Genomic DNA, 23,966 nt, shown 5'->3' on the forward strand with positions numbered 1-23,966 from the left:
GGACGACGCTCAGTCGGCGACGCCCGCACCCTCCTCCTCGGCTTGATCGATGAGCCCGACGGTGCCATCCTCCCGCCGATACACGACAGCGGGCCGCCCGGTCTCCTCATTGATGAACAGGTAGAAACTATGGTCGAGCAGGTCCATTCGGAACGCGGCCGACTGCGGGTCGAGCGGCTGGAGCGCGAAACGCTTGCGCCGCCTGATGTCGAGTCGAGCCTCGGGTGCTTCGGCGCCACCGCGGTGATGGGGATGGCTGCGGGCCACCAGTCGACCCTTCAGACGCTCGAGGCGCCGCTTGAGCCGCTCCTCGGCACGGTCGAAGGACTCGAGCTCCGTCTCGCCCACACCGCGTGCGCGCACGACCGCCTTCGAGACCACGTAGGTCACCTCGGTCACGACGCGGTCCGGATTGGCTGGGTTGCCGGCTCGCTCGACATGCACCTCGACCCGCTCAGGGGCACCGAGGTACTTCTCGAGTCGCGCGATACGGTCCTCGACGTGCGCGCGCTGCTGCTCGGTCAGCGTGCAGCCTCGACACCGAAGGTCAACTGCCATGGGCCACCTCCTATCGGGTACCGACGGTCCATGAGGCCAAGTATGCCTCTTGCTCAGGAGTGAGCACGTCGATCCGGATCCCCATCGCTGCAAGCTTGAGGGCGGCAACCTCGGCGTCGATCGACTCGGGCACGCCGAGCACCGACGGCTCGAGGCGCTGCCCCTCGCGCACGAGCCACTCCACGCTCAACGCCTGGTTCGCAAAGCTCATGTCCATCACGCTGGCCGGGTGACCCTCTGCGGCCGAGAGATTGACGAGACGGCCCTCGGCGACCACCATGACGCGAGCCGTGGTGCCCGACTCGCTGTCGACCAGGTACTCCTCCACCATGGGTCGCACGGGTCGGCGACGCTCCCCTGGGGCCAACCGCGCCAATCCCTCCAGGTCGATCTCGACATCGAAGTGCCCAGCGTTGGCCAACAAGGCACCGTCCTTCATACGCCGAACGTGCTCCGGCCGGATCACGTCACGGTTCCCGGTGACGGTGATGAAGATGTCGCCCTCGGCCGCAGCCTCCTCCATGGGCTCGACACGGAACCCATCCATCACCGCCTCGAGGGCGGCCACCGGATCGATCTCGGTCACGACGACCTGCGCGCCCATCCCGCGAGCGCGTGAGGCGACACCCTTGCCACAGAAACCGTAACCCGCCACCACCACCGTGGTCCCCGCGAGCAGCACGTTGGTCGCCCGAATGATGCCATCGAGCGCCGATTGACCCGTACCGTAGCGGTTGTCGAACATGTGCTTGGTCTTGGCGTCGTTCACCGCAACGACGGGATAGCCAAGGCTGCCCGAGGCCTCCATGGCCCGAAGTCTGATGACGCCGGTCGTGGTCTCCTCGGTGCCTCCGAGGATGCGCTTCACCTGGTCGGGACGCTCCGCGTGCAGTCGGGAGACGAGGTCACACCCGTCGTCCATCGTGATGGTCGGGTCCGTGTCGAGGACCTGGTCGATGTGGCGATAGTAGGTCTCGGTGTCCTCGGCCCGAACCGCGAACACCGGGATGCCTTCGTGCTTGACCAGCGACGCCGCGACGTCGTCTTGGGTCGAGAGCGGATTGGACGCGCACGCCACGACCTCGGCGCCGCCAGCCTTCAACGTACGGAGGAGGTTCGCCGTCTCCGTCGTGATGTGCAGGCACGCCGCGATGCGCACGCCCGCGAGCGGTCGCTCCGCCTGGAAGCGCTCCCGGATGCCACGGAGCACCGGCATGGTTCGATCCGCCCACGCGATGCGCTGGCGGCCCTCGTCAGCAAGCCCGAGGTCACGTACGTCGTAGTCCACGTTGATCCTTTCGAAGAGGTCTGATCGGGTCGGCCGCGGACTAGGCCGCAGGGCCGCTGAGGTACTGCTTGAGTGCGTTCAGCATCGGAATGGGTCCAGGATCCGTTCCGAGTGCCTCGGCGAGGCGGAGCGACATGACGTCGCCGACGAAGGCGAGGTCGAAGAACGTCGCGAGTTCGCCCACCCCCTGGCCGTGGACCGAGACCGCTCGATGCACTCGGGGTGCGATCTCGCGCTCCATGAAGGCGACCCGCCGTGAGATCTGCGGGTGCTCTCCATCGTGGCGCAAGAACACCAGCGACACGGTGGACGCGAGCAGCTCGGGGTAGGCCTCGAAAGCGGTCAGCTCGTTGTGGCCCGCCTCGGGCAACACCGACGCAACCGCGAGTGCCTTGGCGTTCTCGTTGATCTGGTTCTTCCATCGCAGCGCCGCCACCTGACCGACGGCACCCGATCCGAGCACGATCGGGATCGTACCGACGAGCGCCGAAGCGAGATCGGAGGCGAGCGTCCCCTTCTCGAGTTCGTCGCGTCGCTGGCGAAGACGCTCGATGGCATGGCCGATCCAGGCCGAGGCACCGGGGAAGAAGCCGACCCGCTCCAACACGCCGAGCAGCGACACCGTGAGCGCACCGAGCGCCGCTCGCGGCTGCGGGATCGAGCCATCGATGGCGACGTGACACACACCGCGCTCGGCGGCAACACGAGCGAGCTCCCCGCCGGCCGAGATGGCGACGGCGCGAGCACCATGATCGAGCGCTCCCGCCAGGACTTCGAGCGTCTCCTCGGTGTTCCCCGAGAACGACAACGCCACGGCCAGCGAGCGTGGACCGACGAACGAAGGGAGCTCGTAGCCCTTCACGACCACCACGGGGATGGGCATGTACGGAGCCGCCGTCGCCACCGCGACGTCACCCGCGATGCCGCTCCCGCCCATCCCGAGCACCACAACATGCTCGACCTGGTCGGGAGCGGGAAGATCGCACAGTCGGCCAACGGTACCGAGGGCGGCTTCCATCTGCTCGGGGAGTCCGAGCGTCGCATCCCACATGCCTAGTTCGTCCACGGCGGTCCTCCCTCGGGATCGGTGTTGGATACCTCCCCCTCCGGCGAGAGGCCAGCGGCGACTAGGAGCGCCCGATGGCGCTCGTCATCGACCACCTCTGCATCCTCGACCAGCAGATCCGCGATACCGTCTGTGACCGCATAGGCACGGTGGAGGCGGGGATTGTAGAGCACTGACTCCGACTCGATCCAGAGCAGGGGCCCGTGGTCGAGCGGACAGGCGACGATGGCGAGCAGGTCCGGCGAGAGCGCACTCATGCGTCGCGAGACTCCGCCTTCGCGACGACGGCGAGCACCTGCTGCGTCCGCCGAGCGACCTCGTCGGAGGTGCGTGCTTCCAGGTTGAGGCGCAAGAGCGGCTCGGTGTTCGAGGCCCGAAGGTTGAACCACCAATCGGGGAAGTCGATGGTGAGCCCGTCGAGGTGATCGACGCGCCCTTCACCGGCAAAGGCCGTCTCGACGAAGGCGAGCACCTCGTTGGCGTCGCGAACCTTGGAGTTGATCTCGCCCGACGCCGCGTAGCGCTCGTACTCCTTACGCAGCGTCGAGAGCTCCACCCCTGCGCGAGCGAGCTCTTCGAGCACGTTCACCGCGCCGATCACACCCGAGTCGGCCCGGTAGTTCTCGCGGAAGTAGTAGTGCCCCGAGTGTTCTCCAGCGAAGATGGCACCGGTGCGAGCCATCTCGGCCTTGATGAACGAGTGACCGACGCGCGTACGAATCGGCACCCCGCCCTGTTCACGAATGATCTCCGGGACAGCCCGGGAGCAGATCAGGTTGTAGAGGATGGTTGCACCCGGCTCGCGCTCGAGCATGCGGCGCGCGATGATCGCGGTGGTGGTCGATCCCGACACCGGCGCGGCCCGGTCGTCGACCAGGAAGACCCGATCCGCGTCGCCGTCGAACGCGAGCCCGATGTCGGCACCCTGGCTGAGAACCCGTGCCTTGAGATCGATCAGGTTCTCGGGCTGGATGGGGTCGGCAGGATGGTTGGGAAAGCTGCCATCGAGCTCCGGATAGAGCACATCGAGCTCGACGTCGAGTGCCCCGAAGACGGCTGGGACCACGAGGCCGCCCATGCCGTTGGCCGTATCGGCCACGATGCGAAGACCCGCGAGCGACGACGCATCGACGAAGCTGAGCACGTGGTGCACGTAGGCATCGAGCAGGTTGTCGGTGGTGCGAGCCCCGCGAGCGCCGCTCGCGCTCACCGGAGCTAGTCCCTGCTCCACGAGCGCTTCGATCTCGGCGAGACCGGTCTCGACGCCGATGGGAGCAGCCCCGGGACCGCAGAACTTGATGCCGTTGTAGGACCCTGGATTGTGCGACGCGGTCACCATGGCGCCGTGCGCATCGAGTCGGCCGCTCGCGAAGTAGAGCATGTCGGTCGAGCAGAGCCCGAGATCGACGACGTCGACCCCCTCGACCACGAGACCGTCCGCAAAGGCACTGGCCAGCTCTTCGGACGAGAGGCGCATGTCGCGGCCCACCACCACGCGGCGCGGACCGAGCGCGCGCGCAAAGGCACGACCGATCGCGAAGGCGATCTCGCCATTCAGTTCGTCCGGGACGACGCCTCGAACGTCATAGGCCTTGAAGATTCCACTCATCGTCGCAGGGCACTCCTTCGACCGCCGCCCAAGGTCCGTCCGAGCGACGCGGCCTTCGGGCACCACGGCAGCTTACCGCACCGGCCCGGGACGTAGGATCGACGGCTTCAGGCGCGCTGGCGACGACGGGATCGTCCCGACCGAGCATCCTCTTCGACGAGCGACACGACGTCGTCGACGGTGACCGCATCACCATCTCGGCGCCACCACTTGGCCCCGCAGGCAGCACAGGAGATCAGCGTCAGCGCGTGGCGAGCCACGTCGAGGTCGATGATCACCAGGTCCCGCTCGCGGCACGCCGGACACACTGTGTCCATGAGACCTCCCTCTCTCGTGGGCCTTTGGACCCGATCCAGGCTTCGGCACCTGGGGCCAGGATCTTTACCAAATGTTGAGCTCGCGAGCTGGTGCTTCGGCGACCGCCCCGCTCACGGACCCCGAGAGGGCTACACTCACACCATGCACGTGGCCCCTGAGCAGCTCGACGACGTCGAGCGCATCGCCCGAGCCGCCCTCGCCCGACTCGGCACCGAGGGCATCGACGACGACCAAGAGCTCGCGTGGCGCCTCGCGCACGTCGTGAGCGCTCTCGGCGCCGTGCGAGCACTCGTGGACGATCCGGCGGTACCCCAAGCGCTCGCGAGCTACGGTGCAGCCCTGTTCCTGCGGGAAGCGGCGAGCGAGCTCGTCGCGCTCGGCGTCATCGACGACCTCGGTGCGCTTCCGCTCCCACCGCGACCGTCCGAGGCGGCCGCTGCCGAGGTCGCCGAGGCGCCCACGACGTGGTCGCTGGGGGCCGACCTCGATCTCGCACGCGACACCTTCGGGCGCTTCGCGCGCGACGAGATCGCACCGGTCGCCGACGAGGTCCATCGGCGCAACCTCGACGTACCCGAGCGCATCATCGAGGGCCTGGCTGGGCTCGGCGCTTTCGGCCTCAGCATCCCCGAACGCTACGGAGGCTCCGCCACCGGAAGCGTCGACGACACGCTGGCCATGCTGGTTGCGACCGAAGCACTCTCGCAGGCCTCGCTCGGGATCGGCGGCTCGCTGATCACGCGCCCCGAGATCATCGCCCGGGCGATCCTTGCCGGTGGCACCGAGGAGCAACGGGTCCGCTACCTGCCAGCGCTCGCGTCGGGCGAGCTCATGGGCGCTGTCGCCGTAACGGAGCCCGACTACGGCTCCGATGTCGCCTCGATCACGACGCAGGCGATCCTCGGGCCCGACACGGCCACCGTGCGCGGCACGAAGACCTGGTGCACGTTCGCTGGACGCGCCAACCTGCTCGCGGTCCTCGCCCGCACCGAGCCCGACCCGAGCCTGCGTCATCGAGGGCTGTCACTCCTCCTCGTCCCCAAGGATCCCGTCCCGGGCCACAGCTTCGACCTCGAGATCGGCGGGGGCCGGCTCACGGGCCGCGCGATCGACACGCTCGGCTATCGCGGGATGCACTCCTACGAGGTCGCCTTCGACGACGTCAGCGTTGCGCGCGAGCAGATCGTCGGCGGCGAGGAGGGACGTGGCCGAGGGTTCTACCTCCAGATGGCTGGCTTCGAGAACGGGCGACTCCAGACGGTGGCGCGAGCAGTCGGACTGATGGACGCCGCACTTGCGCAGGCGCGCGCCTACGTCGCCAACCGGCGCGTGTTCGGACGCAGTCTCGCCGACTACACCCTGACCCGGCGCAAGCTCGCTCGCATGGTCGCGACGGTGGCGGCGGCACGGGCCGCCGCCTACCGCACCGCACGTCACCTCGAGACCCCCGAAGGGTCGCTCGCAGCCTCGATGGCCAAGGCATGGTCGTGTCGCCAGGCAGAGTTGGTCACGCGCGAAGCACAGCAGCTTCATGGTGGCATGGGCTATGCCGAGGAGTACCCGGTGAGCCGTTACTTCGTCGATGCCCGGGTGCTCTCGATCTTCGAAGGCGCCGACGAGACGCTGTCGCTGCGCGTCATCGCGCGAGCAGTCGCATCGTCCAGCGAGACGACACGATGAGCGCCCTCCGCCGCCTCCTCGGCGATCTGCTGTACTGGGCCGGCCTCATCGCCGGCACGGGGGCCATCGTGATCCACCTGTTCACACTTACCGTGCTGACGCCCGGGCGCCTCACCCAACAAGCACATCAGCTGCTCTCAGCCAGCGTCGTCCAGCGCGCGATCGCCGACTCGCTCGCCAACGCGCTCCAACCCATCGCTTCGGCTCAGGGCGTCCAGCTCACGTCGAGCGAAACCCTCGCTGCGGTCCACAGTGCGCTCAGCTCGCCGCTCGTCCAGAGTGACTTCCTCGGCGCCATGACGACCGCGCAAGATCGCCTCCTCGGGAAGACCAGCGCACCCGTCGTGATCGGCGGACCCGCCTTCACGCAGGCCATCGCCGCCAGCCTTGCATCCGTCGACCCGTCCGTCGCCCATGTGGTCGCAGGCGAGGACCTCGCCGTCACCGTTCCCGGAGCCGACGTGCCCAACCTTGGCTTCATCGCCACCAACGCCCCGCGCACCGAGCACACGCTGACGGACATCGCGCTGCTCGCCCTCGTCCTCGCCCTCGTGCTCCACAACGACCGGCGCAAGCTCCTCGCCCGCATCGGCACCTGGCTCGTCGGCTGCTCGATCGCCGAGGTCGCCTTGTTCTGGTTCCTCCCGAAGGTCATCCTGCCGCACGTCGGCTTCTCGTGGGCCCAGTTCGCCGCGGTGGTCCTCACGATGACCGGGGCGGCCACGGTCACGTTCTTCCTCGAGCTCTTCGCTGCAGGCGCCGCAGCCATCGCGCTCGCGCGCGGCGCGAAGGCGCTGGTGTGATGGCTCAGCCGACGAGCGAAGCCTCGACGATCACATTGTCGGCATAGGACCCGCCGACGCCAGGGACCTCAGTGAACGGTCCCCCACAGGTCACCAGCGCGAGTGTGGGTGGCCCTTGGGTCGTGAAGAGCTGTGGATGCACGACGGTGTTCGGCGAGAGCACCGGCTTCGTGTCGACTCGCCACTCGGTCTCGCGCCCACCCCAGTTGAGATAGACAAGATCACCGGGGACGAGCTGGCCGATCTCGCCGAGGGCGCCCTCGCCCTGCCCGACCCAGTTCACGTGCCCAGCGAGCAGCGTCACTCCGGGCGCTCCGGGCGATGGCGTCTGCTCGTCCCACCCCACCGTGTGCACGTCGGACGGGATGGTCAGCTCACCGTTCACCGGCCCCTCGGCGACCACCGGCGCGCTCACGGCAAGCGCAGGGATGGAGATCTCGGCGACCTCGCCCGACACGGTCGGCGTAAACGGCACGAGACGACTCCCGCCTTGGCGGGGAGCGATCGCTCTCTGGCTCGCGAGTGACCGGGCTCGCACGTGATCGAGGTGGGTCAGACGCGCGATGCGAGCAGCCGGCGACGTCGCGATACCGTCGTAGACGAGCCAGCCCCCCGCAACGATCGCGAGGGCGGACCCGCCCACCGCGAGCCGGCGCCAACGAGCGCTCCGGGCGCGCTCAGCGACGCTCATCGTGCCTCGCGCGGAGGGAACGACGACGTACGGCGACCGCCAGCGTCCCACATCCCACGCCACCGAGCACGATGCCGATGGGCACCGCAGCGGTCGTGGTCGACGGAGCGACCCTTGGCCCGGTCGCGAGCAGCACGGGCGTGACCGACGTCGAGCTCGTGCGAGGTGTCGGGAGCGAGGTCGACGAACCGGAGGTCGTGGGGGTGGGTCCCGAGCCTGTCGGAAGCGAGGTCGACGATCCGGAGGTCGTGGGGGTGGGTGATGGGCCCGTCGAGCCAGACGAACCGGAGCCAGAGGACCCCTGGCCTTCCCCCCTCCAGGTTGACACCTGCTATAGGAGGAAGGGATGAGCCAGACACCGAACCCACCACCGGGCGACGGCCCCGCTGGACGACGACGCGGCCGCTACCCGAGCCAGTTCCGCAAGGACGCGGCAGCGTTGGTTCTCGACCAGCGCCGCACCATCGCTGACGTCGCCCGTGAGCTTGGCATCAACGAGCAGACCCTTGGTAACTGGGTCCGTCAGGAACGCATCGACCGAGGTGAGCGAGAGGGCCTGACGAGCGCCGAGCGCGAGGAGCTGACACGGCTGCGCCGCCAGGTCAAGCAGCTCACCGTGGAACGCGAGCTGCTCAAGCGAGCGATGGCCTTCTGGGTGAAGGAGGGGGGACAGTGAGCCGCTACCACTGGATCTCCCGCCAGGAGGCCAAGGGCTTCTCTGTAGCGGCAGCAGCACGAGTCATCGGGGTCTCTCGCCAGGCCTACTACGCCTGGCGACACCGTCGGGACCGAGGCGAGGATCCCGAGCACCTGGTGCTCGCGAGCGAGCTTCGCGCCATCTGGCACGAGAGCGACGGCACCTACGGCAGCCCCCGCATCACCCACGAGCTGCGACGGCGCGGGTTCTGCGTGAACCACAAGCGGGTGGAACGCCTGATGCGCGAGCTCGAGATGGCAGCGGGCCCACGCCGGCGCTTCGTAGTCACGACGAGGCGGGGAGAGGACGCAGCGCTCCCGGACCTCGTCCGTCAGGACTTCGCTCCTGGTGAGCCGAAGCGCAGGTATGTGAGCGACATCACCTACGTCCGCACCGATGAGGGGTTCTGCTATCTCGCCACGGTGGCAGATCTTGGCTCGAGGCGCATCGTGGGCTGGTCACTTGGGCGTCACATGCCCGATGACCTGGTGGTCGAGGCGATCCGCGAAGCACTCGGGACTCGGGGCAGCCTGGCTGGGGCGATCTTTCACAGCGATCGCGGCAGCCAGTACCTCTCCCGGAAGGTACGGAGCCTGCTCGCGACCCTTGGCATTCGCCAGTCGGTGGGGAGGGTCGCGACCTGCTACGACAACGCCGTGGCCGAGTCCTTCTTCGGGAGCTTGAAGCGCGAGCTGGTGGCTCGCTACCGCTTCGCGAACCTCTCAGGGGCTCGCTCTGCCATCGCTAGCTGGATTCACCGTTACAACACGGTCCGCCTGCACTCAAGCCTCGGGTACCTACCGCCCGTCGAGTACGAGCTCTCCTGGGCCTGCCGGGAGGTGGCCGTGGCCTAAATTCAGACTGTCAAGCAAATGGGGGGAAGCCCACCCGAACCCGACGAACCGCCAGAGCTGGTCGGCGACGCGGGGACGGTCACCGTCACCTGGTTGGACGGAGTCGTCGAACCGTCGTAGCTCACGGTGGCGACGTTGGTCGCGCTCTGGGTCGCCGGCGCCGATGCCGACACCGTGACCGGGATCGTTACGGAACCGAGGACGGTGCCGCTCGCCACGTCGATGGGCTGACCGTTCACCGGCACGAGCGTGCAGGTCATGGTCCCAGCTGAGATGGCACACGGTTTCCCGCCCGGAGCGCTGTCGCTCAACCCCGCCGACGGCGTGAAGCTCGGCGAGCCGTAGCTGAGCCAGGTCACGCTCGGCAAGTTGTCACTGACCGTGAGCGGGTCGGCGATGATGCCCGAGCCCATGATGGTGATCGTGTACTCGCCGGTCGTCCCTGGGCTCGCGACCGAGGTCGGGCTCCCGCCGCTCTCGTACCCCTTCACGACCGTGAACGTCGGTGGGGCAGGCTGTGGGAGCGTGCCCACGAACCCGTGGGGCGCGGTGTGGACCTCGGGGACCACGACACAGGGGACCCCCGCCGTCTGGACGCAGCTCGCAGTGTTCGACAAGGTTCCCTCGATGACGTCCCCGTCGATCTGGGTGCCGCCGGTGATGGTGCCGAAGGGCGCGAGGAGCGACCCCTCCCACTGCACGCCACCCGAGCCTCGCTGGCCATCGAGCGTGATGGACTGCGTCGCACTCGACGACGGCGGCGCGGCGACGAAGATCGCCCTGCTGGCGCCCGTCGCGCTCACCGACGTGATGAAGGAGAGATCCGCCTGGGTCGGGAGCTGGACGATCAAGGTGGCCGACGAGGGCACCGAATAGGCGAGCGTCCACTCCGGGGACGCCGGGTACGCGGCCTGGCCGGCCTCGATGGCAGCCAACGCATGACCAAGGTTCACGACGACGTCCCCCGTCTGCGTCGACGGGACGCTGATCGTGATCGTCGGACCCGAGGAACCCGTCGTGGGGTAGGTGACGCTCGCCCCGCTCGTCACCGGCAGGCCCGAGAGCTCCTCGTCGAGGGCCTCGAGATAGGTGTTCTCTGCGGCAAAGTCGAGCGGACTCGTTGGGGACGCCGTCGTCACCGGCCCGCTGCCGTTGTTGTAGAGCGTCCATGATCCCTGCGTCCCCGTGGGCGTCGGGGAGACTGCCGCCCCGTAGTTCCCGAGGACGAACGTGCTTCCGCTCTGGACATCGGGTGCAACGAGCGCGTCACACGTCACGCCCGGGGGGCAGGAGAACCCGGGGACCTTCTTTCCGTCGACGGTGAAGCTCGTCCCATGCGCGGTACCGATGCTGCCACCGAAGGCCGCCCATCCGGTCGTGTCGACCGAACCCTCGAGCGTCGCGTCACCGCCACCGACGTAGAAGCCGTACGGAAACGGATTCGCCCCGCCGAGCGTCCAAGTCGTCGAGTCAGAACTCGCCCGGGCGCCGGTGCCGACGAGTCCGAACGCGCCCGCCATCCCTGCCGACGCGACTGCGAGCGCAACCGCGCCAACGAGGCGTCCTCGCCACGCGAGGTGTCGACGCTGCCTCGTGTGACGACCCCTCCTGGTGCGCCGCCGCAGTCCCCTGGTCTCCGCCTCGTCCATGTGCGCTCCCAACCCTGGCTACCGGAGCCGGCCACCCAACCATGGCCACGCTGTGTGGTTCGATGGTACTACGTCATGTGGCGTCTTCGCCACATTGCCCTCAAGGTTTGCACCATCGTTGCCGATAAGGCCACCTGGCCGCTGTTCAGGACCGCGCCTTGGCGACGTCGGGACCACGACGGTCCTCTTGAGGCGCTCGACGCTCAGCGTGAGGGCAGGCTCCCTACGAGGCCAACGACCGATGCGTCAGCCCACGCACTCCTGTGGCGCTGCACCAGCGCACCAGGCCACTCGCACTCGGTCGCCGCAGCGACGGCGCTACGACGCCGACGGCGTCATGCCGGCGCGACGGCCACGGAGGGCGAACTTCTCCGCCATCTTGCGACTCGCCTCGTCGATCATCTCGTCCCCGAACATGACCGCTCCACGACGGTCCGACGTCGTGGCCTGCTCGTAGGCGTCCAAGATGGCGACGGCGCGATCGAAGAGTTCCTGTGACGGACGATACGTGTCGTTGAGGACGTCCACCTGCGTCGGATGCAACGCCCACTTGCCGTCGTAGCCCAGCATGGCCGATCGAAGCGCGGAGGCCTTGAGGCCCTCGAGGTCGTGGATGCGCAAGAACGGGCCGTCGATCACCTGCAGACCCGCCGTGCGCGCCGCCATCAGGATCTTCGAGAGGACGTAGTGAAAGTGGTCACCCGGATACTCCGGAATCGCAGCCCCACCGGTGAGCACCGGCAGCTGCATCGACGCCGAGAAGTCCGCCGGTCCGAAGACGAGCGTCTCGAGCCGTGACGACGCGGTTGCGATGGCCTCGACGTTGATCAGTCCCCGGGTCGTCTCGATCTGGGCCTCGATGCCGATGTGGCCGCGCTCGAGTCCGAGTTCGGCCTCGAGCTGCGTGAGAACGAGATCGAGCGCCACCACCTCGTCGGGGCGCTGCACCTTCGGCAACATGATCTCGTCGAGACGCGGGCCAGCCCCTGTCACCACCTCGATCACGTCGCGCAACGTGAGCGGCGTATCCCAGGCATTCACCCGGACGCACACCACCCGCTCGCCCCAGTCGAACGAGCGGATCGCACGGGCCACCCGCCCGCGGGCCTCGAGCTTCTCGCTGGGTGCGACCGAGTCCTCGAGATCGAGGAACACCATGTCAGCCGGGATGGTCAGCGCTCGCTCGATGAAGCGATCGGACGATCCAGGTACCGCGAGGCACGAACGACGGAGGAGATCACGAGATCGGGCACCCATGGGCCCCAGCGTACCAATGCGGGTGGGTCCGCGTCAGCTCACGCTTCCGAGAGCTCGAACCACAAGAACCCGTACGGCGCGAGCGTCAGTGGGTAGCCTCCGTCGGCTGGGACCTCAGGAAATGGGGTCATGCCGAGCAGCTCCACCGGCACAAAGCCCTCGAACCCACGAAGATCGAGGCGGCAGGGCTGAGCCTTCGAGGACAGATTGCTCACGCAGGCCACGACCCGCTCGTGCTCCTCGTCGAAGCGGAGGTAGGCCAAGATCGCCGGATTGTCGACGTCGCGCAGCTCGAAGGTACCGTCACCAAAGACTCCCTCCTGGCGACGCGCGAGCAGGAGCTCGCGCAGCCATCTGAGGAACGACGACGGGTTGCGCATCTGCGATTCGACATTGACGACCTGGTAGCCATAGACCGGGTCGGTGATCGGGGCGAGGTAGAGGCGCTGGGGATCGGCGCGCGAGAACCCGCCGTTACGATCGGGCGACCACTGCATGGGGGTACGCACCGAGTCGCGATCGCCGAGGTAGACGTTGTCCCCCATCAGGATCTCGTCGCCGTAGTAGAGCACCGGTGAGCCCGGCAGCGACAGCAGGAGCGCGTGGAGGAGTTCGGCCACGCGACGATCGTTCTCGATGAGGGGCGCGAGGCGCCGACCGATGCCAACGTTGCGTCGCGCGATGGGATCGGACGCGAAGGCCGCCCAGAGAAAGACGCGGTCCTCTTCGGAGATCATCTCGAGGGTGAGTTCGTCGTGGTTACGCAGGAAGATGCCCCACTGGCACCGCGGCGGGATCGGTGGGGTCTCGGCGATGGCGTCGCGAATCGGCTGCGCACTCTCCTGCTTCACCGCCATGAACAGCCTCGGCATGAGCGGGAAGTGGAAGCACATGTGGCACTCGTCGCCCTGGCCGAAGTACTCAACGACCTGGGCCGGAGGCTGGTTCGCCTCGGCGAGCAGCACCGCGTCGGGAAACTCGGCATCGACGAGCGCCCTGATCCGGCGAAGGAACGCGTGGGTACCGGGAAGGTTCTCACAGCGCGTCCCCTCGGCCTCGAAGAGATACGGGACCGCATCGAGGCGAAAACCGTCGACGCCAAACGCCAGCCAGTAGCGCACGATCTCCAGCATCGCCTCTTGCACCGCCGGGTTCTCGTAGTTCAGATCGGGCTGATGAGAGAAGAACCGATGCCAGTAGTACTGTTCGCGTTCTGGCGCCCACGACCAGTTCGACGACTCGGTATCGACGAAGATGATCGGGGCGTCGCGATACCCGTCGTCCGTGTCCGACCACACGTACCAGTCCGCCTTCGGATTGTCGCGCGACGAGCGCGACTCCACGAACCATGGGTGCTGGTCGCTCGTGTGGTTCAGCACGAGATCGGCGATCACGCGCATCCCGCGCAGGTGCGCCTCCCGAAGCAGCTCGGCAAGGTCGTCGAGGGTGCCAAGGTCGGGATGGACCTTGGTGAAGTCAGCGACGTCGTAGCCACCGTCGCGCAGCGGCGACTCGTAGAACGGGAGCAGCCACAAGCAGTCCACCCCGAGCCACTCGAGGTAGTCGAGCTTCTCGATGAGGCCTCGGAGGTCACCGACGCCGTCGTCGTTCGAGTCGTAGAACCCGCGGATCAGCACCTCGTAGAAGACCGCTTGCTGGTACCACGCGGGCTCGCCCTCGGCGCCCCGCAGCGAGGCGAACCGGTGTTGGGCCATCACCGTCCCACGAAGTTCGCTCGTCCCGGCCCATCGGTCAGGAACGACCGCACACCGATGCGCGCGTCCTCGGTGGTGAACACCTGCGCGAAGAGTGCCTGTTCGAGCGCGAGCCCCTCCTCGAGCGAGCCCTGCGTCCCCTCGGCGAGCGCGACCTTCGCGAACGCGAGTGCTGCGAGCGGACCCGACGCGAAGCGCTGCGCCCACGCTCGCGCCGCCTCGGTCGCCTGCCCTGGCTCGACGACGCGGTCGACGAGCCCCACGCCGAGTGCCTCGGCAGCCGTGAGCGGCTCCCCGGTCAGGACGAGACGCTTCGCGACCGCCAACCCGACGAGCCGAGGCAACCGTTGTGTGCCGCCGCCACCCGGGATCAAGCCCAGCGAGATCTCCGGGAGGCCGAGCTTGGCCGACGAACTCGCCACCCGTAGGTCGCACGCGAGGGCGAGCTCGAGGCCGCCCCCGAGGGCGTACCCCTCGATCGCTGCGATCACCACGCGTGGGAGCGCCGCGATGGCCCCCAACGCGCGGTGGAACGCCCGGGCGGTCTCCCACCCCACGGGGCGCTCGTCGAACTCCGCGATGTCCGCGCCGGCCGCGAAGATGCGATCGCCACCCGTCACGACCACGGCGCGGGGCAAGTCTCGCTCCAGGTCCGAGGCCGCGGCTGCGAGTTCGGCGAGCACCGCGCCCGAGAGCGCGTTTGCCTTCGGCCGATCGAGCCGTACGGTGGCGACGCCTGCATCGTCCCTCTCGACGTGGACAAACTCACTCATCGGATGACCCTCCTCGTGCTCCGTGCCCTGGAGCGATCTCGAGCGCGTCGAGGAGTGCGTCGGCCGCGGCCCCAGGGTCCACGGTGCCCGCCTCCACCTGCGCCCACACTGCCTGGTCTGCGTCGGCCGCCGCCCGGAGGACGCGATCGACGATGACACGCTCCACCGCGCGCCTCCGCCGCGCGGCCACGCGCGACTTCAAGATGCCTCGATCGTCGAGTTCGGCCGCGAGCGCCACGACGGCCTCGGCCACCGCATCGGTGCCCTCACCGCTCGTCGCGACCGTCTCGAGAATCGGGGGGCGCGGCTCTCGATGGCCGAGATCGAGCATCGCGACGAGATCACGACGCGTCTCGGCGAGCCCCGCACGATCGGCCTTGTTGATGACGAAGAGGTCGGCGATCTCCATGATGCCCGCCTTGTTGGCCTGGATGGCATCGCCCCAGCCCGGCGTGATGACGACCACCGTCACGTCCGCCTCGCCGACGACCTCGACCTCCACCTGTCCGACACCGACGGTCTCGATCACGACGAGGTCGTAGCCGACCAACCCGAGGAGTCGAACGATCTCGGGGACGCTGCGCGCGAGGCCACCCAGCGCACCGCGGGTCGCCACCGAGCGAATGAACACGTCGGGGTCGTGCGTGTGCCCCTGCATACGCACGCGGTCGCCCAGGATCGCGCCGCCGGAGAACGGCGAACTCGGGTCGACCGCGACGACACCCACGCGGTGACCCCGGGTCCGCCACGCCCCGACCAAGCGATCGACCAGCGTCGACTTCCCAGCGCCGGGCGAACCGGTCACCCCGACCACGACACGAGGGCGCGCTGACCACAGATCGGCGATGCCGATCGGCTCGCCGGCCCCTGCCCGGCGCTCGACGACCGAGATCAGCCGTGCGGTCGCACCCCTGTCACCAGCACGAGCCCGTCCAACGAGCTCTTCGAGGTCGCTCACTCGCCTCCCTCGATCCAGACCTGACCCCCGAGTCGCTGCAAGGTTCCCGCAAGATCGTCGTAGCCCCGCTCGATGTGCTCGACGCCGAGCAACCGACTCTGGCCCTCCGCAGCGAGCGCCGCCACCACCAACGCCGCACCCGCACGGATGTCGTGCGCGACCGCCGTCGCACCGTGGAGATGATCCACGCCGCGCACGACGACGTGATGGCCCTCGGAGATGATGTCCGCGCCGAAGCTCCGCAGCTCGTCGAGGTAGCGAAACCGACCGCTGTAGAGATTCTCGCTGACCACCGAGACTCCCTGGGCACGCGTCAGCATCGCCACGAGCATGGGCTTGTAGTCGGTCGCGACCCCCGGATAGGGCAGCGTCTGGATGTCCCCGGCCCTGAGGCGCTCAGTGACCTCGGCGACGAGCCGTTGACCCGCGTCGTCGGCCTCGATGTGGAAGCCGAGGCCGCTGAGCTTGCGCAGCAGGATCTCGAGGACCCTCGGGTTGACGCCGACGAGCTCGAGACGCCCGGTCGTCGCACCGAGCGCGGCCAGGTAGGTGGCCGCGACGACGCGGTCGCCGATGACGCGGTGACGCAACGGGCGCAGGCGCTGGACGCCCTGGACGCGGATCCGAGACGTCCCCGCACCGTCGATCCGCGCGCCCATCGACACGAGCGCGGTCGCCAAGTCGACGACCTCTGGCTCACGAGCGGCGTTGTCGATGATCGTCTCGCCGCTCGCGGTGACGGCGGCAAGGAGCGCGGTGTCGGTCCCCGTGTGGGACGGGAACTCGAGCGTCACCGGCGCACCCGCAAGGGGGGAGCCCTTCACGAGGACCGATCCCGCGTCCATCGTCGCCACGGCACCGAGACTGGCCAACGCATCGAGATGGATGTCGATCGGGCGCGCCCCGAAATCATCCCCACCCGGCGGCGCGAGCCGCACCGCGCCGGTGCGCGCCAGCAACGGTGCGAGGAGCACGACGGACGCGCGAATCTGCCCGACGAGTTCGGCAGGAGGTTCGCTCGACAGCGACGCCGCCTCGGGCACCTCGACCTCGACGACGTGCGGCTCGGGCCAGGACACCCGAGCCCCCACGGCCTCGAGCAGGTGGGCCATGACGGTGACGTCACTGATGGCCGGGACGTTCTCGATACGGTGACGACCCTCGGCGAGCAGCGTCGCGGCCATGATCTTCAGGACCGAGTTCTTCGCGCCCTGCAGGCGCACCTCACCCTCGAGCCGCGACGTGTGTTGGACCATCCACGAACGCATCGCGCCTCCCTCACGCTCTCCACGCCAACCGGCCACAACCTACTCGGCGCCGGCGCCCGGGGCCAATGGCGGCGCGTCCTCAGGGTTGAGGTCCTCGAGCGTACGAGCACGCGTCTCTGGAAAGGCGATCAGCACCAGGGCAGCGAGCGCGATCGGCCCGATGGCGAGCGCGGCGATCGGGGTGCCGTAGCCCAATCCAGCCGACGCGGCCGCCCCGACCGCGACGAGTCCCACCACGGTGCCCACCCTGCTCGCGATCGCGATCACACCATTGGCCCCAGAGCGAAGCCTCGTCGGGAACAGCTCCGGTCCGAACACCGCCAGCGCCGGCACCGCCATGGTCCCGACCGCTTCGCCGACGGCGTAGAGCACCACCAGCGCCACGCCGTGGGCGAGGAATGCGAGCGCGAGGAGCACCCCGCCGACCGCGAGCCCAACGGCGGCGAGCACGCGCCGACCGACCGTCTCGGCGAGGCGCGCACCGAAGGCCAGGCCGATCCCAGATGGCAGGTTGGCGCCGATCGTGAACGCCGAGATCTGCCAGGCCGCAAAGTGGCGATCGACGCGCAAGAACTGGTTCCGAAACTGGGAAGCCGGCAGGTAGAACAGGTTGAACAGCGCGGCAGCGATGGCCACGAGGATGAGACGACCGCGATGCTCCCGAGAGGTGAGTTCGCGAAAGCGCACGGGGGTCGAGTGCCGAAAGCGGGCCGGATCGCGGCGGTGACGGAGGCGTGGGACGAGCACGAGGCCGACGATCGCGATCGCGAACAAGGCGCGCCACGCCTCGGGTGCGATCCCAAGCCCAGCCACCGCCACCGCGCACAGTCCGGCACCGAGTGCGGTCGCGAGCACCAGAAAGCCCATCGTCCACGCTCGCCCCTCCGCATGCACCGTCTCGGCGACGATGACGTTCGCGAGCAGTACGGCAACCGTCGCGCCCGCCTTGGCGAGCACCTGGGTCACGACGAGGCCGGCGAGGTCCGGTGCCAGCGCTCCTGCCGCCGTCGCGAGCGTCGCGAGCACGAGCGCAGCCCGCAGGACGCGCCACCGACCCACACGGTCACCGAGCCTCGCGATCGGCAACGCGACGAGCACGTCGACGCGCACCAGCCCCGAACCGACCCCTTGCGCGAGGGGTGAGGCGTGGAGCGTGGGGGCGGCGAAGGCAAGCGTCTGTCCCAGGAGCGTTCCGCAGTACGCAACGACGGTGGCGACCCAGAACACGGTCGCAACGACGTCCAGTGACCCCTGAGGGAAGACCCCTGGCGGCAGAACACGCCGCACCAACCGGCCCTTGCCGCGCACCAGACGCCCGAGTGCCCAGCGCACGAGCCAGCCGAGTCCCGGCGCGCCGACGTCGCAGCGCACCTCCCAACGGCCGTCTGGCAAGCGGCGGCGCTCCCACGCCACGAGCGAGCCCGATCCCTGCACGAAGCCCGCCGCGACCCGCTCCTCGACGAGCAGGGCGCACGCGACGGGTGCATCTGGTCCAGCGAGCGACCTCACCCGCACGCTGATCGGCTCGAGATCAGGAACCCAGGTGCTCGTGCAGGAACGGAATCATGCGATCCCACGCCTGGCGAGCGGCCAGTGCGTCGTACACCTCGGGTCTCGAGTCGTTGAAGAAGGCGTGGTGCGTGCCGGGGTAGATGAAGAACTCCACGTCGGCACCGAGTTCCCGCAGCCGCGCCTCGAGAGCACGCACGCGATCGGGAGACGCGAAGTCGTCGTGCTCGGCGTAGTGGCCCTGGATGGCAGCGGTGATACGGCTGTAGTCGGGCTCGGCCCCCTGCCACGGGATCACCCCGTAGAAGGGCACCAGCGCTCGGACCTGCGTTGGCACCTCGGCAGCGAGCACGTAGGCAAGCCCACCACCCATGCAGAACCCGATGACGCCGACGCCCTGGCGCCCCGTGCGTCGCTCCAGTTCGCGAACCGCACCGACCATGCGCTTGGAGGCATCGGAGAGCTGCATCGCCATCATCGCCTTGGCGGCCTCGTCCGGCTCGTCGACGACACGGCCGTCGTAGAGGTCCGGAGCGAGGGCACTGAAGCCCGCTGCCGCCAGCCGATCAACGACATCTTTGATGTGATCGTTGACGCCCCACCACTCCTGGATCACGACGACGCCAGGGCCCGTCTCGCCAACCGGCTGCGCGAGGTAGCCAGTCGCGTCGTGGCCATTCATCGGAAAGTGCACGGTCTCGCCCATGCGCCCATGCTAGCCAGCAGGGAGTGGCGGCGTCAGTAACGTCCGCCGAGCTTGCGGTGGTCCCAGCTCACGATCCGCTCGGGCTCGAGGCGGATGGCGACGCGCTTGGAGGCCGAACGGCGCATCGCCTCCGCGGCCTCCGCAGAACCCAGCTCGTAGCGAGCGAGCAGACCCTCCCCGACCCGGCGCACCAGTACGGGGTCGTCGCTGAGCACGGCCCGACCCTCGATCAGCACGCCGCGGAGCTCGTCGTAGCGATCGCCGAGTTCGACGAGCCCGCTCGCGGTCGCCTCCCGCGCAAGGTTGCGCGCCTTCTGCGAGCGCGCATACGTCCACGACCACACCACACCGTCGAGGACAACGTACCACAAGGGCACCATGTGGATGGTCCCACGAGGCCCGTGACTGCCGAGGACGAGTGTCCTCCCCTCGCTGAGCAGGGCTGCGATCTCGTCCTGGGTCATCGCCACGTGACTACGCCTCGACGGCATCGGCCCCTCCCTCCAGCTGCGCCAGTCCGGGGGCAAGTCGCGGCCACCCGTAGCGCGACGGCAGGATTCGCCGCCCGTCGACGAGCACCGCCAGGTCCGCGGTCGCGAACAGGCGGGCTCGATGCCTGTTGGCGACCACTCGAACCAGCTCGTCGGGCAGGAGCCGCCAGGTGCACGTCTCGACCGTCGACGGCCCGACGCCGCGTCGGGCGACGAGCGTCGGGCCAACCGCGAGTTCTCCGCCACGGCCATGGAGTCCGCAGGACTCGAGGTGATCAGCGAGCTCGATCCCAGCCCGGTAGGCCTCCTCCAGTGGATCGATGACCCCGAGCACGCGGTTCGCGAGCGCGAGCACCTCGACGCCGACGCGGGGATGGGCGACAAGGAGCCGAAGCGCGCTCGTGAGTTCTGGGGGCGTCGTCGGCTCTGCAGCGATGACGAGCGCAACCGTGCCGACGGTGTCAGCATCGGTGAGGTCCCACGCGCTGAGCTGACGCAGCGCTTCGAGCAAGCTCATCACCCGGCTTGGATACCCCCTCGTGTCATGGCTGCCACGTCGAGCACGCGGTCGACCTCCTCCTCCCCCAAGACGCCCTCCTCGAGCACCAGGCTCCTCAGGTCCCGCCCCTCCTTGACCGCACGCTTGACGATGGCCGCAGCGCGCTCGTAGCCGATGGCGGGGTTGAGGGCCGTGGCGATCGCCGGTGTCGAGAGCGCGTACGTCCGGCACCGCTCGACGTCGGCCTCGATGCCGTCGACGCACCGCGTCGCGAGCAGGCGGGACGCCGCCGCGAGCAACGTGACGCTCTCGAGTGCCGCCTGCGCGATGACGGGCTGCATCACGTTGAGCTCGAAGATCGACCCGGCGGCGCCCGCGAAGCCGATCGTGGCGTCGTTGCCCACCACGCGCGCGACCACCTGGGTCACCGACTCCGGGATGACCGGATTGACCTTGCCTGGCATGATCGATGAGCCAGGCTGGAGATCGGGCAGGCGAATCTCCGCGAGACCACACCTGGGACCAGAACCCATCCAACGCAGGTCGTTCGCGATGCGATACAGCGCCACACCCAGCGCACGCAGACTGCCCGACACCGCCACCACGCCGTCACGAGCTCCGTGGACCTCAAAGTGGTTCGCCGCCTCGCGCACGTCGAGCCCCACCCGAGCGCCGATGCGTGCGAGCACCGCTGCGGCGAAGCCCTGCGGTGCGTTCAACCCGGTGCCGACGGCCGTGCCGCCGAGTGGCACCTCGCGAAGCTCGTCCACCGCGGCCGCGATACGGGTGCGTGCCCGTGCGATCTGGGCTGCGTATCCCGAGAACTCCTGGCCGAGCATGATCGGTGTCGCATCCATGAGGTGCGTCCGGCCGGCCTTGACCACGGTGGCAAAGTCCTCGCTCCGACGGACGAGCGACGCTTCCAAGGTCGCGAGCGCAGGGTCGAGCGCGTCGCGAACCTCGAGCGCGACCGCGAGGTGCATGGCCGTCGGGAAGGTGTCGTTCGACGATTGCGAGGCGTTGACGTGGTCGTTCGGGCCGACGGTCCGACCGAGGCGGAGCGTGGCCAGATGCGCGATGACCTCGTTCATGTTCATGTTGGTCGAGGTCCCCGATCCGGTCTGGTAGACGTCGACGGGGAAGTGCTCGTCGTGGAGGCCCCGGGCGACCTCGTCGGCGACGGCGGCGATCGCCTCGGCCATCTCGGGATCGAGGACGCCCCGGTCGCGATTCTCGAGCGCGGCCGCCCACTTGATCAACGCCAGCGCGTGGATCACCTGTGGCGCCATGCGCTGGCCCGACACCGGGAAGTTCCCGATGGCGCGCTGCGTCTGGGCCCCCCAGGCCGCATCTGCTGGAACCTCCACCTCGCCCATGGTGTCGTGCTCGATCCGCACCCGTTCGCTCATCGCCTGCTCCTTGGTCATCGCCGCGTGGACTACCCTGGCACCGATGCGAGCTGTCGTGATCGCCGACGGTGCCGTCACCGTCGCAACCGTAGCCGACCCGACCGTTGGACGCCACGAGGCCCTTGTCGAGGTCACCTCCGCAGGGATCAACGCCGCCGACCTCCTGCAGGCGAGAGGCCTGTACCCGCCACCACCCGGGGTCGATCCGACCCGGCTCGGCCTCGAGTTCGCTGGGGTCGTCGCTGCGGTCGGGGACGGAACCACCGAGGTACGCCCCGGCGATCGCGTCATGGGCATCACCGGCGGCGGCGCACAGGCGGAGTACGTCGTCGTCGACGCAGCCACGCTCGTGCCCGTCCCTGACGAGCTCGATCTCGAGCGCGCAGGAGGCTTTCCCGAGGCCGCCTTCACCGCCCTCGACGCGCTGCTCATCCAAGGGCAGCTCGGCCTCGGGGACCGCGTGCTCGTGACCGGCGCACTCGGTGGCGTCGGGACCATCGGGCTCCAGATCGCCCGTCTCGCCGGTGCCCGCGTCACGGCGCTCGTACGCGATGAGCGACGTGCATCCGAGGCCTATGCCCTGGGCGCACACCGAGCACTCACCCTCGACGAGCTGCCAGGTTCGGGGCCCTACGACGTGGTGCTCGAGCTCCTCGGAGCAGCCAGCCTCACGCACGCCATCTCCGAGCTCGCGGTCGGTGGCCGCGTCGTGGTCATCGGCGTCGGTCAGGGCTCACGCGTCGAGATCGACCTGCGCACGGTAATGGGGTCACGAGCAGCCCTCCGTGGATCGACGCTGCGCGCGCGCCCGACCCACGAGAAGGCAGCGCTGGCCCGAGAGGTCGCCCACCGACTCCTGCCGGCGCTTGCCGAAGGTTCGCTCCAGATCCCGGTCGCCGCGACGTGGCCGCTCCACGACGCCGCCGCCGCCTACGAGGCGTTCGCGCGCCCGGGCAAGCTCGGCAAGCTCGTGCTTGCCATCGGCGACGTCTGACGGGTTGCGCTCCAAGCGCCCGATCCTCGCATCTCGATCCGCAGGAGCTCACCAGCGACGATGGACGCAGAGCCCAACGACGCCGAGAGCTCCCAGGCATGCAGCTCCACGTTCCCCGTCGGGTCGAGTTCCTCGGCGAGGCCGTCGAGTGTCTGCCCGGGCGCGATGCGAACGACGCGCACGATCGTTCCGATGTGGGGGCGGGCGACGGCGCGTAGCGCGCCACAGCACACCGCGACCACGACGAGGGCGAGCGTGGCCGCGACCCGCACCCGTTCCCCGCGCCCGAGACGACCTCGGCCGGGCGGCCTCCTCCGAGCGAGGCGCTGGTTCCGGGCGGAGCCCCGGCTCGTCGGCTCCGCCGAACGCGCCGGCGGTGGCGTAGCGGGCGTAGCGACGATCGCGAGCGCAGTCGAGGCGGGAGGCGTACGAACGGGCGCGGTCACACCCGTGGCCTAACCCGAGGGTCGGACACGGCACGCAAATGTGACGGCTATTTGCCTATGCGGATACATCTTGGCGATATACTGGCGACATGCCGAGGATCGAAGCACCAACCGTCCGCGAACATCACGATCAGCGTCGTGAGCGTCTCCTCGACGCGGCACGGGCGTGCCTCGTCGACCCGGCGATTCGCTCGGTCGGCTTCGAACACGTCGGACCGCGCGCAGGGATCCGACGCAACAGCGTCTACCTCTACTTCCCCTCCGAGACCCACCTGTATCTTGCCCTTGCCGAGAGCGACGTCCCCGCCCTCGCCAAGCAGTTGGCCGAGGCAGCGGCGGCAGCCACGCACGACAAGCTCGCCGCCATCGTCGACGTCGTCCTGGCGAACGCGCCCCGGGAGGAGTTCGAGATCTTGCGCCGCCTGGCGAGTCGCACCGCGTCCCAGCGTCCCGATCTCGTCGCAACTCGCCTTGGCGAGCTGCGACGTGAGCTCGCCGAACCACTCGTCTCGGTGCTCGCCGACGAGGGTGTGGACTCCGCCGACCTCGTCGGATTGCTCGCCCTTGGCACCCTCGAGGCGGCACTCGACGCGATCGCTCAGGGCGAAGATCGCGACGCGGTGCGCGAGGCAGTCCTCGCCACCGTGCGGAGCCCGCGCACTCCCAGCCGCTGAGCAGCAGGCCACCCGGCACGGCCCGCCGGCCGCCGAGTCACGGTTCTGCCTGCC

Annotated in this window: 26 protein-coding genes; 7 read left to right on the top strand and 19 right to left on the bottom strand. The window is 68.9% G+C overall.

The genetic code is table 11. The features are described from left to right. Positions 1 to 9: 9 nt before the first annotated feature. The 6 genes from hpf to AFER_RS12455 all read right to left on the bottom strand — a co-directional run bounded on the left by hpf (position 10) and on the right by AFER_RS12455 (position 4,838). Positions 10 to 558 (bottom strand): ribosome hibernation-promoting factor, HPF/YfiA family, encoded by a 549-nt coding sequence (hpf, locus tag AFER_RS09110; RefSeq protein WP_015799157.1) that lies wholly within the window; start codon positions 556 to 558, stop codon positions 10 to 12. A gap of 10 nt (positions 559 to 568) precedes the next feature. Next, the gene (ahcY, locus tag AFER_RS09115; RefSeq protein WP_015799158.1) at positions 569 to 1,846 is read right to left on the bottom strand and encodes an adenosylhomocysteinase; all 1,278 of its coding nucleotides are present in this window, start codon (positions 1,844 to 1,846) and stop codon (positions 569 to 571) included. 40 nt (positions 1,847 to 1,886) lie between these two features. After that, positions 1,887 to 2,912 carry a bifunctional phosphoglucose/phosphomannose isomerase gene (locus AFER_RS09120; protein ID WP_015799159.1) on the bottom strand — a complete coding sequence of 342 codons (1,026 nt, stop codon included), beginning with the start codon at positions 2,910 to 2,912 and terminating at the stop codon, positions 1,887 to 1,889. Beyond that, complete coding sequence (locus AFER_RS09125; protein ID WP_015799160.1) at positions 2,900 to 3,169, bottom strand: Trm112 family protein; 270 nt, start codon at positions 3,167 to 3,169, stop codon at positions 2,900 to 2,902. Before AFER_RS09125 ends, AFER_RS09120 begins: the two co-directional genes overlap by 13 nt. After that, a complete protein-coding gene (locus tag AFER_RS09130; protein WP_015799161.1) occupies positions 3,166 to 4,521 on the bottom strand; it encodes a phosphohexomutase domain-containing protein in 1,356 nt (451 codons plus the stop codon). Before AFER_RS09130 ends, AFER_RS09125 begins: the two co-directional genes overlap by 4 nt. A gap of 107 nt (positions 4,522 to 4,628) precedes the next feature. After that, positions 4,629 to 4,838, bottom strand: coding sequence for a hypothetical protein (locus AFER_RS12455; protein WP_015799162.1), 210 nt, complete (start codon positions 4,836 to 4,838; stop codon positions 4,629 to 4,631). 142 nt (positions 4,839 to 4,980) lie between these two features. Between AFER_RS12455 and AFER_RS09140 the strand changes: the two genes are divergently transcribed. Beyond that, entirely contained in the window at positions 4,981 to 6,519 is a 1,539-nt protein-coding gene (locus tag AFER_RS09140; RefSeq protein ID WP_015799163.1) for an acyl-CoA dehydrogenase family protein, read from the top strand. Continuing rightward, positions 6,516 to 7,322 carry a hypothetical protein gene (locus tag AFER_RS09145; protein WP_015799164.1) on the top strand — a complete coding sequence of 269 codons (807 nt, stop codon included), beginning with the start codon at positions 6,516 to 6,518 and terminating at the stop codon, positions 7,320 to 7,322. Before AFER_RS09140 ends, AFER_RS09145 begins: the two co-directional genes overlap by 4 nt. A gap of 4 nt (positions 7,323 to 7,326) precedes the next feature. Here AFER_RS09145 and AFER_RS11305 read toward each other — a convergent pair whose 3' ends face one another. Continuing rightward, positions 7,327 to 8,013 (bottom strand): class F sortase, encoded by a 687-nt coding sequence (locus AFER_RS11305; protein WP_015799165.1) that lies wholly within the window; start codon positions 8,011 to 8,013, stop codon positions 7,327 to 7,329. A 140-nt stretch (positions 8,014 to 8,153) separates the two neighbouring features. On the opposite strand from AFER_RS11305, the gene AFER_RS09155 reads away from it, so the two are divergent. The 3 genes from AFER_RS09155 to AFER_RS09165 are packed head-to-tail and all read left to right on the top strand — an operon-like array spanning position 8,154 to position 9,564. Beyond that, on the top strand, positions 8,154 to 8,363 hold the full coding sequence (locus tag AFER_RS09155; RefSeq protein WP_143712015.1) for a hypothetical protein: 210 nt from the start codon (positions 8,154 to 8,156) through the stop codon (positions 8,361 to 8,363). After that, positions 8,360 to 8,689 carry a transposase gene (locus AFER_RS09160; RefSeq protein WP_015797627.1) on the top strand — a complete coding sequence of 110 codons (330 nt, stop codon included), beginning with the start codon at positions 8,360 to 8,362 and terminating at the stop codon, positions 8,687 to 8,689. The genes AFER_RS09155 and AFER_RS09160 overlap by 4 nt, the downstream gene beginning before the upstream one ends. Further along, complete coding sequence (locus AFER_RS09165; RefSeq protein WP_015797628.1) at positions 8,686 to 9,564, top strand: IS3 family transposase; 879 nt, start codon at positions 8,686 to 8,688, stop codon at positions 9,562 to 9,564. Before AFER_RS09160 ends, AFER_RS09165 begins: the two co-directional genes overlap by 4 nt. A 2-nt stretch (positions 9,565 to 9,566) precedes the next feature. On the opposite strand, the gene AFER_RS09170 is transcribed toward AFER_RS09165, so the two are convergent. From AFER_RS09170 to AFER_RS09225, 11 genes are all read right to left on the bottom strand, one after another. Then, the gene (locus tag AFER_RS09170) at positions 9,567 to 11,213 is read right to left on the bottom strand and encodes a collagen-binding domain-containing protein (protein WP_015799167.1); all 1,647 of its coding nucleotides are present in this window, start codon (positions 11,211 to 11,213) and stop codon (positions 9,567 to 9,569) included. 318 nt (positions 11,214 to 11,531) lie between these two features. After that, complete coding sequence (locus AFER_RS09175) at positions 11,532 to 12,470, bottom strand: HpcH/HpaI aldolase/citrate lyase family protein (RefSeq protein ID WP_015799168.1); 939 nt, start codon at positions 12,468 to 12,470, stop codon at positions 11,532 to 11,534. 38 nt (positions 12,471 to 12,508) lie between these two features. Further along, positions 12,509 to 14,185, bottom strand: a complete 1,677-nt coding sequence (treS, locus tag AFER_RS09180; protein WP_015799169.1) for a maltose alpha-D-glucosyltransferase — start codon at positions 14,183 to 14,185, stop codon at positions 12,509 to 12,511. Beyond that, on the bottom strand, positions 14,185 to 14,958 hold the full coding sequence (locus AFER_RS09185; RefSeq protein WP_015799170.1) for an enoyl-CoA hydratase/isomerase family protein: 774 nt from the start codon (positions 14,956 to 14,958) through the stop codon (positions 14,185 to 14,187). Before AFER_RS09185 ends, treS begins: the two co-directional genes overlap by 1 nt. After that, a complete protein-coding gene (gene meaB, locus AFER_RS09190) occupies positions 14,951 to 15,916 on the bottom strand; it encodes a methylmalonyl Co-A mutase-associated GTPase MeaB (RefSeq protein ID WP_015799171.1) in 966 nt (321 codons plus the stop codon). The genes AFER_RS09185 and meaB overlap by 8 nt, the downstream gene beginning before the upstream one ends. Next, positions 15,913 to 17,184: a UDP-N-acetylglucosamine 1-carboxyvinyltransferase gene (gene murA, locus AFER_RS09195; RefSeq protein ID WP_015799172.1), complete on the bottom strand. Its 1,272-nt coding sequence runs from the start codon at positions 17,182 to 17,184 to the stop codon at positions 15,913 to 15,915. Before murA ends, meaB begins: the two co-directional genes overlap by 4 nt. A gap of 39 nt (positions 17,185 to 17,223) precedes the next feature. After that, a complete protein-coding gene (locus AFER_RS11310) occupies positions 17,224 to 18,699 on the bottom strand; it encodes an MFS transporter (protein WP_015799173.1) in 1,476 nt (491 codons plus the stop codon). A 16-nt stretch (positions 18,700 to 18,715) separates the two neighbouring features. Beyond that, positions 18,716 to 19,399: a dienelactone hydrolase family protein gene (locus tag AFER_RS09210; protein ID WP_015799174.1), complete on the bottom strand. Its 684-nt coding sequence runs from the start codon at positions 19,397 to 19,399 to the stop codon at positions 18,716 to 18,718. Between the two features lie 32 nt (positions 19,400 to 19,431). Continuing rightward, positions 19,432 to 19,863 carry a pyridoxamine 5'-phosphate oxidase family protein gene (locus AFER_RS12460; protein ID WP_171788989.1) on the bottom strand — a complete coding sequence of 144 codons (432 nt, stop codon included), beginning with the start codon at positions 19,861 to 19,863 and terminating at the stop codon, positions 19,432 to 19,434. Between the two features lie 10 nt (positions 19,864 to 19,873). Further along, the gene (locus AFER_RS12465; protein ID WP_015799176.1) at positions 19,874 to 20,407 is read right to left on the bottom strand and encodes a hypothetical protein; all 534 of its coding nucleotides are present in this window, start codon (positions 20,405 to 20,407) and stop codon (positions 19,874 to 19,876) included. Continuing rightward, complete coding sequence (locus AFER_RS09225) at positions 20,407 to 21,798, bottom strand: class II fumarate hydratase (protein WP_015799177.1); 1,392 nt, start codon at positions 21,796 to 21,798, stop codon at positions 20,407 to 20,409. The genes AFER_RS12465 and AFER_RS09225 overlap by 1 nt, the downstream gene beginning before the upstream one ends. A 43-nt stretch (positions 21,799 to 21,841) precedes the next feature. Between AFER_RS09225 and AFER_RS09230 the strand changes: the two genes are divergently transcribed. Further along, on the top strand, positions 21,842 to 22,792 hold the full coding sequence (locus tag AFER_RS09230; protein ID WP_041661817.1) for an alcohol dehydrogenase catalytic domain-containing protein: 951 nt from the start codon (positions 21,842 to 21,844) through the stop codon (positions 22,790 to 22,792). Here AFER_RS09230 and AFER_RS09235 read toward each other — a convergent pair. Then, positions 22,729 to 23,064: a hypothetical protein gene (locus tag AFER_RS09235; RefSeq protein ID WP_015799179.1), complete on the bottom strand. Its 336-nt coding sequence runs from the start codon at positions 23,062 to 23,064 to the stop codon at positions 22,729 to 22,731. The genes AFER_RS09230 and AFER_RS09235 overlap by 64 nt on opposite strands. A 263-nt stretch (positions 23,065 to 23,327) precedes the next feature. Between AFER_RS09235 and AFER_RS11315 the strand changes: the two genes are divergently transcribed. After that, positions 23,328 to 23,912: a TetR/AcrR family transcriptional regulator gene (locus tag AFER_RS11315; RefSeq protein WP_015799180.1), complete on the top strand. Its 585-nt coding sequence runs from the start codon at positions 23,328 to 23,330 to the stop codon at positions 23,910 to 23,912. Positions 23,913 to 23,966: the final 54 nt, after the last annotated feature.

The organism is Acidimicrobium ferrooxidans DSM 10331, assembly GCF_000023265.1.
In the GTDB taxonomy this organism is placed as follows: Bacteria; Actinomycetota; Acidimicrobiia; order Acidimicrobiales; family Acidimicrobiaceae; genus Acidimicrobium; species Acidimicrobium ferrooxidans.

Excerpts from the sequence above, each read along its gene's own strand:
- hpf (WP_015799157.1), bottom strand. The coding sequence starts at position 558 with ATGGCAGTTGACCTTCGGTGTCGAGGCTGCACGCTGACCGAGCAGCAG.
- AFER_RS09125 (WP_015799160.1), bottom strand. The coding sequence starts at position 3,169 with ATGAGTGCGCTCTCGCCGGACCTGCTCGCCATCGTCGCCTGTCCGCTC.
- AFER_RS09130 (WP_015799161.1), bottom strand. The coding sequence starts at position 4,521 with ATGAGTGGAATCTTCAAGGCCTATGACGTTCGAGGCGTCGTCCCGGAC.
- AFER_RS12455 (WP_015799162.1), bottom strand. The coding sequence starts at position 4,838 with ATGGACACAGTGTGTCCGGCGTGCCGCGAGCGGGACCTGGTGATCATC.
- AFER_RS09140 (WP_015799163.1), top strand. The coding sequence starts at position 4,981 with ATGCACGTGGCCCCTGAGCAGCTCGACGACGTCGAGCGCATCGCCCGA.
- AFER_RS09145 (WP_015799164.1), top strand. The coding sequence starts at position 6,516 with ATGAGCGCCCTCCGCCGCCTCCTCGGCGATCTGCTGTACTGGGCCGGC.
- AFER_RS11305 (WP_015799165.1), bottom strand. The coding sequence starts at position 8,013 with ATGAGCGTCGCTGAGCGCGCCCGGAGCGCTCGTTGGCGCCGGCTCGCG.
- AFER_RS09160 (WP_015797627.1), top strand. The coding sequence starts at position 8,360 with ATGAGCCAGACACCGAACCCACCACCGGGCGACGGCCCCGCTGGACGA.
- AFER_RS09170 (WP_015799167.1), bottom strand. The coding sequence starts at position 11,213 with ATGGACGAGGCGGAGACCAGGGGACTGCGGCGGCGCACCAGGAGGGGT.
- AFER_RS09175 (WP_015799168.1), bottom strand. The coding sequence starts at position 12,470 with ATGGGTGCCCGATCTCGTGATCTCCTCCGTCGTTCGTGCCTCGCGGTA.
- treS (WP_015799169.1), bottom strand. The coding sequence starts at position 14,185 with ATGGCCCAACACCGGTTCGCCTCGCTGCGGGGCGCCGAGGGCGAGCCC.
- AFER_RS09185 (WP_015799170.1), bottom strand. The coding sequence starts at position 14,958 with ATGAGTGAGTTTGTCCACGTCGAGAGGGACGATGCAGGCGTCGCCACC.
- murA (WP_015799172.1), bottom strand. The coding sequence starts at position 17,184 with ATGCGTTCGTGGATGGTCCAACACACGTCGCGGCTCGAGGGTGAGGTG.
- AFER_RS09210 (WP_015799174.1), bottom strand. The coding sequence starts at position 19,399 with ATGGGCGAGACCGTGCACTTTCCGATGAATGGCCACGACGCGACTGGC.
- AFER_RS12460 (WP_171788989.1), bottom strand. The coding sequence starts at position 19,863 with ATGACCCAGGACGAGATCGCAGCCCTGCTCAGCGAGGGGAGGACACTC.
- AFER_RS12465 (WP_015799176.1), bottom strand. The coding sequence starts at position 20,407 with ATGAGCTTGCTCGAAGCGCTGCGTCAGCTCAGCGCGTGGGACCTCACC.
- AFER_RS09225 (WP_015799177.1), bottom strand. The coding sequence starts at position 21,798 with ATGAGCGAACGGGTGCGGATCGAGCACGACACCATGGGCGAGGTGGAG.
- AFER_RS09230 (WP_041661817.1), top strand. The coding sequence starts at position 21,842 with ATGCGAGCTGTCGTGATCGCCGACGGTGCCGTCACCGTCGCAACCGTA.
- AFER_RS11315 (WP_015799180.1), top strand. The coding sequence starts at position 23,328 with ATGCCGAGGATCGAAGCACCAACCGTCCGCGAACATCACGATCAGCGT.